This window comes from Bacillus sp. LNXM65 (assembly GCF_002998575.1).
GTDB lineage: Bacteria > Bacillota > Bacilli > Bacillales > Bacillaceae > Bacillus.
Window position 1 is genome coordinate 166,695 of record NZ_PVRB01000007.1, and the last position, 12,677, is coordinate 179,371.

At 42.0% G+C, this 12,677-nt stretch carries 13 protein-coding genes; 5 read left to right on the top strand and 8 right to left on the bottom strand.

Going from position 1 to position 12,677, the window contains the following annotated elements:
- Positions 1 to 12: 12 nt before the first annotated feature.
- From hemH to C6Y03_RS14855, 3 genes are all read right to left on the bottom strand, one after another.
- Positions 13 to 951 (bottom strand): ferrochelatase, encoded by a 939-nt coding sequence (gene hemH, locus C6Y03_RS14845; RefSeq protein WP_106039561.1) that lies wholly within the window; start codon positions 949 to 951, stop codon positions 13 to 15.
- 32 nt (positions 952 to 983) lie between these two features.
- Positions 984 to 2,042 carry a uroporphyrinogen decarboxylase gene (gene hemE, locus C6Y03_RS14850; RefSeq protein ID WP_060595926.1) on the bottom strand — a complete coding sequence of 353 codons (1,059 nt, stop codon included), beginning with the start codon at positions 2,040 to 2,042 and terminating at the stop codon, positions 984 to 986.
- A gap of 124 nt (positions 2,043 to 2,166) precedes the next feature.
- Positions 2,167 to 4,302: a transglycosylase domain-containing protein gene (locus tag C6Y03_RS14855; protein ID WP_106039562.1), complete on the bottom strand. Its 2,136-nt coding sequence runs from the start codon at positions 4,300 to 4,302 to the stop codon at positions 2,167 to 2,169.
- 127 nt (positions 4,303 to 4,429) lie between these two features.
- Between C6Y03_RS14855 and C6Y03_RS14860 the strand changes: the two genes are divergently transcribed.
- The gene (locus C6Y03_RS14860) at positions 4,430 to 4,915 is read left to right on the top strand and encodes an antibiotic biosynthesis monooxygenase family protein (RefSeq protein ID WP_106031634.1); all 486 of its coding nucleotides are present in this window, start codon (positions 4,430 to 4,432) and stop codon (positions 4,913 to 4,915) included.
- Between the two features lie 64 nt (positions 4,916 to 4,979).
- Here the strand turns inward: C6Y03_RS14860 and C6Y03_RS19395 are convergent, their stop codons facing one another.
- Entirely contained in the window at positions 4,980 to 5,132 is a 153-nt protein-coding gene (locus tag C6Y03_RS19395; protein WP_223249501.1) for a hypothetical protein, read from the bottom strand.
- A 283-nt stretch (positions 5,133 to 5,415) separates the two neighbouring features.
- Between C6Y03_RS19395 and C6Y03_RS14870 the strand changes: the two genes are divergently transcribed.
- A complete protein-coding gene (locus C6Y03_RS14870; RefSeq protein ID WP_060595923.1) occupies positions 5,416 to 6,603 on the top strand; it encodes a M20 family metallopeptidase in 1,188 nt (395 codons plus the stop codon).
- Between the two features lie 226 nt (positions 6,604 to 6,829).
- Here C6Y03_RS14870 and C6Y03_RS14875 read toward each other — a convergent pair whose 3' ends face one another.
- From C6Y03_RS14875 to C6Y03_RS14885, 3 genes are read right to left on the bottom strand one after another with little or no spacing between them, the layout of a single operon-like run.
- Entirely contained in the window at positions 6,830 to 7,537 is a 708-nt protein-coding gene (locus C6Y03_RS14875; protein WP_060595922.1) for an EcsC family protein, read from the bottom strand.
- 53 nt (positions 7,538 to 7,590) lie between these two features.
- The gene (locus C6Y03_RS14880) at positions 7,591 to 8,811 is read right to left on the bottom strand and encodes an ABC transporter permease (protein WP_060595920.1); all 1,221 of its coding nucleotides are present in this window, start codon (positions 8,809 to 8,811) and stop codon (positions 7,591 to 7,593) included.
- Positions 8,804 to 9,544, bottom strand: coding sequence for an ABC transporter ATP-binding protein (locus C6Y03_RS14885; RefSeq protein WP_003212171.1), 741 nt, complete (start codon positions 9,542 to 9,544; stop codon positions 8,804 to 8,806). The genes C6Y03_RS14880 and C6Y03_RS14885 overlap by 8 nt, the downstream gene beginning before the upstream one ends.
- A 486-nt stretch (positions 9,545 to 10,030) precedes the next feature.
- Between C6Y03_RS14885 and C6Y03_RS14890 the strand changes: the two genes are divergently transcribed.
- The 3 genes from C6Y03_RS14890 to C6Y03_RS14900 all read left to right on the top strand — a co-directional run bounded on the left by C6Y03_RS14890 (position 10,031) and on the right by C6Y03_RS14900 (position 12,342).
- The gene (locus C6Y03_RS14890) at positions 10,031 to 10,459 is read left to right on the top strand and encodes an HIT family protein (protein ID WP_034663580.1); all 429 of its coding nucleotides are present in this window, start codon (positions 10,031 to 10,033) and stop codon (positions 10,457 to 10,459) included.
- Positions 10,460 to 10,618: 159 nt separating this feature from the next.
- Entirely contained in the window at positions 10,619 to 11,698 is a 1,080-nt protein-coding gene (gene serC / locus C6Y03_RS14895; RefSeq protein WP_060595918.1) for a 3-phosphoserine/phosphohydroxythreonine transaminase, read from the top strand.
- Positions 11,699 to 11,823: 125 nt separating this feature from the next.
- Entirely contained in the window at positions 11,824 to 12,342 is a 519-nt protein-coding gene (locus tag C6Y03_RS14900) for a tryptophan transporter (RefSeq protein WP_024425455.1), read from the top strand.
- A gap of 48 nt (positions 12,343 to 12,390) precedes the next feature.
- On the opposite strand, the gene yhzF is transcribed toward C6Y03_RS14900, so the two are convergent.
- Complete coding sequence (yhzF, locus tag C6Y03_RS14905) at positions 12,391 to 12,582, bottom strand: membrane protein YhzF (RefSeq protein ID WP_003211362.1); 192 nt, start codon at positions 12,580 to 12,582, stop codon at positions 12,391 to 12,393.
- Positions 12,583 to 12,677 lie beyond the last annotated feature (95 nt).

Consider the following 12,677-nt stretch of genomic DNA (forward strand, 5'->3'; position numbering starts at 1 on the left):
TCTTTTATATGATTACTTGCTTTCGTCAAGCTTCTTTAATACGACTGTTGCCAGAGCATCAATAAATGCTGGTTTCGCATTTGGCATTTTTGGACGATAGTAGGCTGCACCAATTTCATCTGTCACGACTTTACATTCATAATCGTTGTCGTATAACACTTCAAGATGATCAGCGACAAAACCAACAGGCACATACACGAATGTTTGATAGCCTTTTTGTTCAAATAAATCCCGCGTTAAGTCTTGCACGTCTGGTCCAAGCCATGGATCCGGCGTGTTGCCTTCACTTTGCCAGCCAATTTCATAGTGTTCAATTCCCGCACCTTCCGCAATCATTTTGGCCGATTGTGCGAGCTGATCAGGATATGGATCTCCTGCTGCAATAATTTTTTCAGGCAGACTGTGTGCAGACACAATAAGTACCGCGGAATCTCGTTCCTCTTGACTCATTGATGCATACGTATCCTTCACTTGTTTCACCCAATAGTCCACAAACTTCGGCTCATCGTACCAGCTTTCAACAGACGTAATCTGTAAATTGCCCAGCTTGTCTGCCTCATCTTGTGCACGTTTGTTATACGATTTCACACTAAAGGTTGAGAAATGCGGCGCAAGAACGATACTCACAGCTTCTGTAATGCCGTCCTTGTGCATTTCAGCAACTGCATCCTCAATGAAAGGCTCGATATGTTTTAAGCCAATGTAGACATGAAATTCAATGTCGTCTTGAATGTCATTCAAGTGCTCACACAAACCATTTGCCTGCTGCTCTGTAATTTTTGATAAAGGAGAAATACCGCCGATTGCCTTGTAGCGATCCTTTAAATCTTGCAGCATTTCTGGCTCCGGCTTTCTGCCTCTACGAATATGTGTATAATAACGCTCAATGTCTTCTTCTTTATATGGGGTGCCATATGCCATGACAAGAAGCCCCATTTTCTTTTTCTCCACAACCAACACTCCTTCAGATCATTTGAAATAGTTTAGATGGATGTTTTTTTATGTTTAGCTGAATAGTCGTGAATAAAATCGGTCAGCTTCTTTAACGTATCTGGTGAAACATCTGGAAATACCCCATGACCTAAGTTAAAGATGAAGTGATCTGATTTCATCCCTTGATCTAAAATATCTTTTGCTCTCTCTTCAATGACTTCCCAAGGAGAAAGTAAGATCGTTGGATCAAGATTCCCTTGTAACGTTTTTGTGAGCCCTTCTTTTCGAGCCTCGTCTACACTCATACGCCAATCCAGTCCAACGACATCTAGCGGCAGGTCATGCCAATCTTTCACCAGATGGCTTGCCCCAACTCCGTACATGATCATTGGTACATTTTCACTCTTCAACTCTGTGAAAATTCGCTGCATGACAGGTTTAATGAATGTCCGGTAATCTGCTGCATTTAAAGCACCAACCCATGAGTCAAAGATTTGAAACGCACTGATCCCTGCTTTTACCTGCGCACGTATGTACGTGATCGTCATATCAGCTAATTTGTTCATGAGCAGCATCCATGTCTCAGGCTCACTGTACATCAGCGCTTTTGTTTTATGATAGTTTTTAGATGGGCCGCCTTCAATCATATAGCTTGCCATCGTAAATGGTGCACCGGCAAAACCAATGAGCGGTACATTCAGCTGCTCCTTCGTTAAAAGCTGAATGGTATCAAGCACATATGGCAGGTCTTCTTCAGGATGAAGCTCCCCAAGACGTTCAATATCTGCTTTTGTCCGAATCGGTGAATCAATCACAGGTCCAATTCCATTTTTAATTTCAACGTCCACTCCAATAGCCGGAAGCGGGGTCATAATATCTTTATATAAAATAGCGGCATCTACACCATATTGTTCTACAGGAAGTCTTGTTACATAAGCACATAGCTCTGGCTGATGCGTAATTTCAAATAGCCCGTATTTTTCTTTAAGGGCACGATATTCAGGCTGTGAGCGTCCTGCCTGTCTCATATACCAAACTGGTACATGGTCTGTTTTTTCCCCTTTGCACGCCTTTAAGAACGTGTCATTAAAAGCCTTCGTTTTTCCCATTACCTTTCATTCCACCTTTCGCCTTACACGCTCTTTGTATAAGGCTCAAACACTGCTTTTACTATACCGCTTTTTCAAGGCACGGTATACTAAAGCGGCTCAATGTTCAAAAAATCGCCGAATATTAACGTCCAAAAGCCTCTGGCTTGACATACGGACTGCCTTCTCCTTCTTCTTGCGTTTGAGTATTATATGGAACAACCTTATACTCCGCATCTGAAAACACGTTGGCATACGGCATTGTGTAGCTGCCCACGCCTGTCACTGAATCGATCAGCGTCTCGTTTCCATTTCTCTTTTCATAAATACGGTATTCAACCCGTTTATCCTCCTGCTTGTCCCAAGAAAGCTCTAATGTAAACAATCCTTTGATTTTAAACGCATAGCGGGCTTCAAATCCTGAAAGTCCCTCTAAATGGATTGGCGATTGAAGTTCTTTAATTCCCTCTGGTTTTTCAAACGTTTCATTGGTGATTTGGGCTGTCGTTAAAATATCTTTAAACAGCTGCACTGGGTATTGACTGCCGCCAGTTAAATAGTGACTGTTATCGGTTTTGTCATACCCCATCCAGATCGCACCCGTTGTACTAGGCGTATAGCCGGCAAACCAAGCATCTTTTGTTGCACCTTTCACACCTGAATATGTGGTTGTGCCTGTTTTACCTGCTAAATCTCCAGCATATGAACCGCTCTGGGCTGTTCCGCCTTTGACGACTTGCTGCAGCATTCTTGTCATATTCCAAGCATTCTGCACGCTAAACACTCGTTCTGGCTTACTGCGATTCTTCTCTACCGTTTCTCCTTCATCATTGGTGATTTTTTGAATGAAGAAAGGCTTTTTATATACGCCTTCATTTGCAAATGTGTGGAAAGCTCCAGCGATTTGAAGTGGAGAAACCCCTTTTTCTAAGCCGCCAAGTGCCATGGCAAGTCCTTTATCCGAAATCTCCATTCCCATTTTCTCGAGATATGATTTCGAGGTATCAATACCAAGCTCGCTTAATGTCCACACCGCAGCTGTATTCTTACTTTTCATGAGCGCATCCACCATTGTGACCTTGCCTTCATACTGCCCATCGTAATTCTTTGGTGAATAGCCGTCATAGCTTTTTTCTTTGTCTTCAAGCAGGGAATAAGGTCGGAATTTTTTCTCCTGCATTGCCGGACCATATACCGCGATCGGCTTGAAAACAGATCCAGGCTGTCTAACAGCGGTCACCCTGTTATAGCCCCTCGCTTGATATTCTCGTCCTCCGATTGCTGCTTTTACTCCGCCAGACTCGTTATCAATAAAGACGGCGCTGCTTTCAGGAGAACCGCTTTTTCCCGGGAAATAACGGTTGTTTTTCATCGCATCGTAAGCGACCTTTTGCAGATTCATATCGATCGGAACTGTAATGGTATAACCACCTTGAAGCAATTGCTCATGTGAAATGGCATACTCTGATTCTGCCTCCTTAATGATGAGATCGACATAGCTGTCGACCCAAGGCGTTTCTGATTTCTTTTTCAAATGAATGCCTAGTGTTCTCCCTTTTGCTTCTACTGTTTCTGTTGATGATAAATATCCTTGCTCATTCATTAAATTAAGGATGGTGTCCCGCCTTTGTTTATTTTTATCAGGGTGTAAAACAGGCGAGTAAGTAGACGGCGCTTTTGGCATCGCAGCGAGTGTAGCCCCTTCGCTGACAGTTAAATCTTTCACATCTTTACTAAAGTAATAATTGGCTGCTGCCTGAATACCGTAGACGCCATGACCGAAATAAAGCTGATTCAGATACATCTCGAGCAGTTTATCCTTTGAATAATCTCTTTCTAAATTAATGGCAATAATGACTTCTTTTGTTTTTCGAAGAAAGGTTTTGTCATTTGTGAGAAAAATATTTTTTGCGAGCTGCTGAGTGATTGTACTGCCGCCCTCTACCTTTCCTCCTGCTAATATATCTCGATAAACCGCCCTTGAAATTGACTGTGCATCAATACCATGATGCTCATAAAATCGTTTGTCCTCGACAGCCACAAAAGCTTTCTCTACTTTATCAGGTACCTCCTTTAATGAGACAGGGTCCCGATTTTCTGAATACATACTTGTAAGTTCTTTTCCATTCTGATCAATGATTTGGGATGAAGCGTGAAAAACAAGCTTCTTTTCATCTATGACATAATGTCCTAAAAATAAAATGGTCAGATAGCCAATAAATGAAAGTACGATGGTACTTCCTGCAATGACTAATGGAATGATTATTTTCTTTTTCTTCAAATTAGGTCACCTCATTCCTTTATACGGATAGTATGGGATGTATTGCTTCATAATATGTTTTATGGATTGACTACCAAAGAATTATATATCATTCTTTTGTTATACTATCAAGCAGGAGGCGGTTTAGATGAATGTCTATATCACATATGGAACAGCAGAATTCTTGCATAAAATCGCAAAGAAACACGATCAGGAAAATCTGCTTTATATGGTCGGAAAAGAACAAGCAGCTCTTTTCCATGAGACGGAGGGCGAGACTGTTTTTAAAGCCCCTCATGCCTATGATGTGATTTATGCGAAAGGTGAGCTATTCCAATCTGGCTTCGTCACCTTGAATCATATCCCTGTGAAGCTTGAAAGCAGAGCACTTTTTGAATCTACTTTTCAGAAGAAGACGAACATCTCAGAACATCAGCGGGGCTTCCAGGCTCTTCGAGTGTTAAGACCGAAAAAAGATGAAGAAGTGTATTTGATTATGACACTTTGGGAATCAGAGGACTTATTTGAAGACTTTCAAGAATCAGAAGCGTTCTTTCAGCCAAACGAGGATACTGGCTCCATCTTCTCTCGTCCTGCTTTTCTCACATCCTATCATGCCGTTACAGACAATTAAGGAAGTGCTGAAAGCAGCACTTCTTTTTTTCATGAAAAAAAGCCCAATAGCTGGGCTTTTCATTTTATCGTCGTGATGTCAGCTCGTACCGATGAATGATCGGCTGAAGCACATAGAAATTCAATAGTATCCATCCTAATAAGATCGGCCACTTCAACATAGGTGAAGCACCTTTCAATTGAATGAGCATCACCAATAGCGGAATCAAGCAGATCATGAAAAAACTCATCTTGGAGACAAAGGTTTCTTTGACTTGATGACGACAGCTTGGACACATCATCATTTTCGTATGTGATAATTGAAACTTTTCAACGAAAGAAAATGCTTTTGAACAATTTGGACAGCTTCCCAACACGATTCCTCCCTTTCCCCGCTTCATATCAACTTCGACTTTTATGTAAATTGACCTTTTGATGCAGCATGCGAAATCCTCTTCTGTTGAAAGATTCTAACAATTACCATACAATCAGTAAAAGAGCATGAAGGAGGTTTTCGACTCAATGACAATATCCACTTTACAAAAAAGCATTAATGAACGTCTTGATGAACATTATGAGGAAATGGTTGAAATTAGACGCCATCTCCACATGAATCCTGAACTTTCTTTCCAGGAAGAAGAAACAGCCGCTTTCATCGCCAACTACTATGACACATTACATATACCAACACGTACACAGGTGGGCGGCCATGGTGTACTCGCCTTTATCGAAGGAGCTTCTCCGGGGCCGACGATTGCCCTCAGGGCTGATTTTGATGCACTTCCCATCCATGATGAAAAGGAAGTGCCTTACAAATCAACAAAGCCAGGTGTGATGCATGCATGCGGGCACGATGGGCACACAGCGACACTACTTGTCTTAGCGAAAATCTTGAATGAGCACCGCGATCAATTAAAAGGGAAAATCGTCCTCATTCATCAGCACGCAGAAGAATATGCGCCAGGCGGTGCAAAACCAATGATTGAAGACGGCTGCTTAGACGGTGTCGATGTCATATTCGGTACGCACCTTTGGTCTCCAGAGCCTTGTGGCACCGTTCTTTATAAAAGCGGGAACTTTATGGCAGCCGCCGACCGCTTCTCTATTCGAGTTCAGGGGAAAGGCGGACACGGCGCACAGCCTCACTTAACGAAAGATGCCGTACTCATCGGTTCACAAATCGTCGCAAACCTGCAGCAAGTCGTTGCCCGTAAAGTCAATCCAGTTGATTCTGCTGTTGTATCTGTTGGAGGTTTTGTGGCAGAGAATGCTTTTAACGTCATTGCAGATTCAGCTGTTTTAACTGGTACTGCACGATCCTTTGAAGAAAGTGCACGACACACCATCGAACGAGAAATTGAACAGGTCGTGAAAGGGGTGTGCGACATGCATGATGCCGACTACACATATGAATATGTGAGAGGATATCCTGCTGTTAAAAATCATCCAAAGCCGACTGAATATATTGCTGACATCGCAAAACAGACAGAAGGTGTCACAGAAGTAAAAGAAGCGGAAACCCAAATGGGTGGAGAAGATTTTGCTTACTACCTTCAGCATGTCCCTGGTACCTTCTTTTACACAGGCGCCATGCCTGAAAACAGCCAAGACGTGTATCCCCATCATCACCCAAAATTTGATATCAACGAAAAAGCAATGCCTGTCGCAGCAAAGGTACTCGCCCGTGCCGTCCTTTCCTACGATGAATGAAAAAAAAGCCGCTGTCGCCAGCGGCTTTAGATTATTGACAAAGGGCTAAAATGATTTTTATTTTAGCCCTTTGTCTTCTTTTCAGTGTGATAGAAAACCTTTGAAGTCTAGGAAGGACGAGTACCGGAGCGGAGCGAATTGAACATTCGTGAGCACCGGAACGCAGCCCTGACAACGAATGCGAGGGTTTGTCTACACGCTGATGCCGCTGTCGCCAGCGGCTTTTCTATTTCATTTCTTTCAACACTCGTAAGTGAAACACATGACGAGCGACATCTCCGAGCTGTCCTGTCAGCTGATGATTTGCCACACCGCCAACAGCGGCTCCGACGATCGGCATTAATTGAAATAGCTTCACTAGGTCAATGTAATCTCGATACTCCTGCTGAAAGCTGTACCAATCCATTTCCTCGCAGCTCGTTTCCCAATCATCTATGATGTTCATCATTTTTTGACGATGTGCACTGCCGGAAAAGGCGAGTTGAAATATACAGAGCAAAAAGAGTCTTTCTTCTTTTTGAGACAAATCAAAGCCATAAATACATGCCAGCTCATAAAGACATTTCATCTTAATGCTAAGCAGCAGCGGAAAGTCTGCCATACCGAGCAATATACCACCTGCACCTGTTCCAATTCCTTCGATCGCAGCTGCCTTTTGATAGTACTTCACTTTCTCCTTTGCCAGTTCATTTCGCTCGATGATAGATAATTGCTCATCAATCACCGAAAATGAAGTGAAGTGCGATCCTGATACGGTGGATTCAACCATTGTTTTGACCGCACTTGTGATGACTTGATGAAATCGAGCAGGGATTCGGCGGTTCACCTGCTGCTGAACTCCTTTTGAAAACCGTTCGATCTTCGAAGGTTTTCTTAAAAAACGCGTTTGAAAAAAAATGGCTTCTTCATACAACTCCCGTTCAGCTGCATTCATCCGGACCCCTCCTTGATGTCATCATACGCTTGCTGTCAGAAACATATCTCCGCTTATCTCATCTTTTTTAATCGACTGAGTACGTAAGGCTTGAAGAGGACAAGTACAAATGCCAGCGAAATCAGAAGGGCAAGTCCACTTCCCTGCCATCCTCCTGCCGGGAGTACTGCACAGCTCAGCAATATCGATTGAATAATAAGCACATTACGAACGAGAACAAAAAAGCTCCGATCCTTTTCTTGCTGAGCAACTGGATAAAGTGCCTGTAATGAAAGATGGGAAAAGTGCTTCGTTAACGGCACAAGCTGTACACCTGTGATAAACACGGTGAACAAGACAAGCAGCGCACCCACCCAGCCTGCTGCACCTGTATACAAAATAATCAGCACAAACACGGCGGTTAGCCTAAACACGAGACCAAAATAGTCATTTGAACGTAAAAACGCCCTCACATACATGTAAGAAAAAGTTTTACGCTGGTCATACGGAACAAACTGCAAGAGCCAGTCCATGTATGCTCTTCTTTTCACCTGTTTCTTTAAATGAGGCACATCTGTAAATAAGTTTGCCAGACGATAAAAGCGCTGTTTTCGTTTTAATTCGTCAGAAATATGCAATTCCCATTGAAAAGGCTGTTTTTTTACTGCATTGGTTAAGTAAACGAGATAGACACCATAGATCAGATAAAAAACGATTGCGATTGCATAGGATGCCTGTAAAACGGTATATACCAAAATCATATTCAATAGAAAACGAAGGACTGCATCAAGCCATCTGATCTGTTTTCCTTGAAAATAAGTGATCCTCCATTGAATTGCTGTATTCACACCCTTGATCAAAATCATTTGCGCCAATATCAGCACATACATCTTGAGACCGCCTGAAGACACCGCAGAATAAAGCGGAAGTGCAACAATGGATACGGCAATAAGAGGAAACAGCTGAGAAATGAAGCTAAAATTAAAAGCTTGTTTTAAATAAGGCTCCATCTTCCCTTCCAAGGGAAGCAAAAACACGAGATCTGCTTCTTTGATCAACGTACGCACGTAAGAGCTTGTCAGCACCAATGAAAAAACAACTGCCATGACCCAGTAGGATGGGAAGTGAGCCGGAATCTGTTTGAGCCAGTTACTATACCAGCTCGCTCCGCCTGCAAGGAAAAAAATGAGCACAATGACAAGATGATCATTGAACATGTATTTTAAATATTTTCTTGTATCTTGCATGTGTTCCTCTAATCGGGATTTCCAAATGGTTTGCGTCATTTTACTCATAGCTTTCTTCCTTTGTTAATTCCAAATAAAGATCATCGAGTGTCGCATCTCTCATATTGAACTGTTCTCTCAGCTCTGTCAGTGTTCCTTTCGCTCTGATTTCCCCTTCGTGCAAAATAATAAAGGAATCACAATAGCGCTCAGCTGTCGCCAAAATATGCGTCGACATCAGGACACTTGCGCCGTTTTTCTTCGCAGCATTCATCCGTTCAAGGAGTGCATTAATCGCAAGAGGATCAAGCCCTAAAAACGGTTCATCGATGATATACAGTTCTGGTTCAACAAGGAATGCACACATAATCATGACCTTCTGTTTCATTCCTTTTGAAAAATGAGCAGGGAACCATTTCAAACGTTTCTCCATTCGAAATTCTTTCAGCAATGACGGCAGACGTTCATCTAATTGTTCCTTTGACAGACCGTAAGCCATCGCTGTCAGCTCTAAATGCTCTTTTAAGGTTAATTCTTCATATAATACAGGTGTTTCTGGAATAAACGTAAATTGCGAACGATACGCCTCTTGATCGTCTTGAAGAGTTCGTCCATTCAATTCAATGACACCTTTATGCGGTTTCATGAGCCCGATGATATGGCGAATGGTTGTGCTTTTCCCCGCCCCGTTTAAGCCGATGAGACCGACGATTTGATTTCTTTCTAATTCAAATGAGATATTTTTTAGAACGGGATTCTTCGTATATCCACCCGTTACATCTTTTACAGTGAGAAGGGACATGAATTCGTTCCTTTCTTTCTTTTTTCCTTTATAGTAACAAAAACGAAAGGTAATTTGAAATGTTTACCTTAATCGCGGCATGAATAAAAAATAGGCGCTTTGGTCATCATAATGTATGTAGAAGAAATGAACTTGATGACCAATAAGTAAATGAGGTGTTTGTTAAAGGCAAAGAACCGCATGACAAGTTGGTTTTTCATCTAAAAACCTTAGCTTCTGTTTTGCTTCACTGATTCTTGATTTTTGTGTCCTATACAATATGTATACGACAAACCAAAACGTCAAATGAGGTGTTTACGGCAGAAATAGCAGGCATACGAATTCTTTATTTCAGTAAATAGAGAATTCAAAAGGCATATCGAATGAAAGCATCAGCATTTCTTCTGCAGGAGCAGGATGAGCGACCAAAGGAGTTCGCTTGTCCTGTTTTCTTTTTTGCTTCTTTTTGTGATACGATGAAGGAAAATGAATGAGGAGTGACATGACGTGAGCGATTGTATTTTTTGCAAGATCATTGATGGAGACATTCCATGTGCAAAAGTATATGAAGACGAGCATGTATTGGCTTTTCTAGATATTAGCCAAGTAACAAAAGGACATACCCTTGTAATCCCGAAAATACATAAAGAAAATATCTACGAGATGACACCAGAAGTGTCTAATCACTACTTCCAAGCGATTCCGAAAATTGCAAGAGCAATCAAACAGGAATTTGAACCAATTGGGTTAAACCTTCTAAACAACAACGGCGAAAAAGCCGGACAATCTGTGTTCCATTACCATATGCATATCATTCCGCGCTACGGAAAAGGCGATGGCTTTGGTGCTGTATGGAAATCACATCAAGAGCAATACACGTCAGAGGATTTAAAAGATATTTCTTCTGCCATCCACACGCGGCTTACCTCATCTTAATAGATGAGGTTTTTCTTATTTCTGCCCCTTTTTATCGCTTTCAACTCTTAATAGTAAGATATTTAAAACGATTCAAATTTTTCGTCCAATTGCTTCAAATTTGTGATAGGATGGTTTTATCTTTTGATCCATTAACGCGAGAAATAGGGAGAGATTGTGATGAAGCGAACGACGAATTTTAATGCTGGTCCGGCGGCACTGCCGCTAGAAGTGCTTCAAAAAGCACAGGAAGAACTTGTTGATTTTAAACAAACTGGGATGTCTGTGATGGAGCTGTCTCATCGCAGCGGTGAATATGAAGAAGTCCACAATAAGGCAAAAGCACTGTTGGTGGAACTGATGGACATTCCTGAAGATTACGAAGTCCTCTTTTTACAGGGCGGAGCTAGTCTTCAATTTGCGATGATTCCTATGAACTTCTTACATGAAGGCGAAACGGCTCATTTCATTCAAACAGGCGCTTGGTCAGAAAAAGCATTATCAGAAGCAAAAGGGTTTGGTGAAACATCTGTGTTTGCTTCAAGTGAAGACGACAACTACTCGTATATTCCAGAAGTAGATGCCTCCGGTTTAACAGATGGCGCTTACTTACACATCACATCAAACAATACGATCTTCGGCACTCAGTGGAAAACGTTCCCTGGTACATCATTACCGCTTATTGCAGATATGTCCAGTGATATTCTCAGCAAAAAAATCGATGTTTCTCAATTTGATTTCATTTATGCTGGGGCACAAAAAAACTTAGGGCCTTCTGGTATCACGATTGTGATCGCGCGCAAACGTTTATTAGAGAAAGAGAAAAGCAGCACACCGAAAATATTAAAATATTCAACACACGCAAAAGCCAACTCTCTTTATCACACACCACCGACTTTTGCGATTTATATGCTGTCTCTTGTCCTTGAGCATGTCAAACAGGCTGGCGGCGTAGAAGCAGCGGAAAAACGCAATGAACAAAAAGCAGGCATTCTCTACGACACAATTGATCAAAGCGGCGGTTTTTACAAAGGACACGCACGCACTGACAGCCGTTCGCATATGAATGTCACGTTTACCCTTCGTGATGATGCGCTCACTGCTTCCTTTGTAGAGAAAGCAAAGCAGGAACAAATGGTTGGACTTGCCGGCCACCGTTCTGTCGGTGGATGCAGAGCATCTATTTACAATGCGGTATCGATTGAAGACTGCCAAAAGCTTGCGGACTTTATGAAAAAGTTCCAGCAAGAAAATGAGTAAAAAAGCTTTTCTATAGAGAAATAAATTTGTTATAATAACGAGAAATATAAAGTGATGACTCTTGCAATAAATGATGAGCCATATTATTGAAGAGTCCTAAGAGCTTAGCAGAGGAGAGCATAGAAATGAAAACAAAAGAATTAGTGATTATGTCATTGCTTGCAGCAATGGGAGCTGTTTTGCATACGATTTTCCCGCCCATCTTTTTCGGAATGAAACCTGATATGATGCTGGTCATGATGTTTTTAAGCATCATCCTTTTCCCAAAGGTACAGCATGTAGTGGTTATTGCCCTAGTGACTGGCGTCATTTCTGCATTAACAACGGGTTTCCCAGGCGGACAAATTCCAAATATGATTGATAAACCAGTGACAGCCTTTATCTTCCTAGCCCTTTTCTTATCTTGCTTGAAGATAAAGAACAAAGTGGTGCTGACCGCTGTGTTAACTGCGATTGGAACCATCGTATCCGGCGTGATTTTCCTATCTGCCGCTTTACTGATTACTGGACTGCCAGCTGCATTACCGGCACTTCTTGTGGGCGTTGTCCTTCCAGCAGCCGTGATTAATACCATTGCCATGGTATTTGTCTTCCCAATTGCTCAGTCCATTCTAAGGCGTGCAAGAATGATAGAAGTTGCTTAACGAATAATCGAACCTCTTCATAATAGATGAAGAGGTTTTTTCATGCTTTTATAAAAGAAAAAGGGTCAGCAGCAAAATGAGGAGCGAAATCCCTGCACCTGCCGCACACACAAGTGCTTTTTGCTTTAATACATGTTTTGGCGGATAAGACCCTGCATACCCCAGCTGTCTTGCATAATGAATAGAACCACCTGTAAAAACGACACCGATACACGTAAAAACGAACAGAAAGACAGACAACCTTCTCCCCTCCCTTTTCTTCAAAAGTATGCTAAAATAAAGCAAGCTATGTATGGAAGTTCAATGAAGCTGATCGTCAGCTCAGAGAGAACATG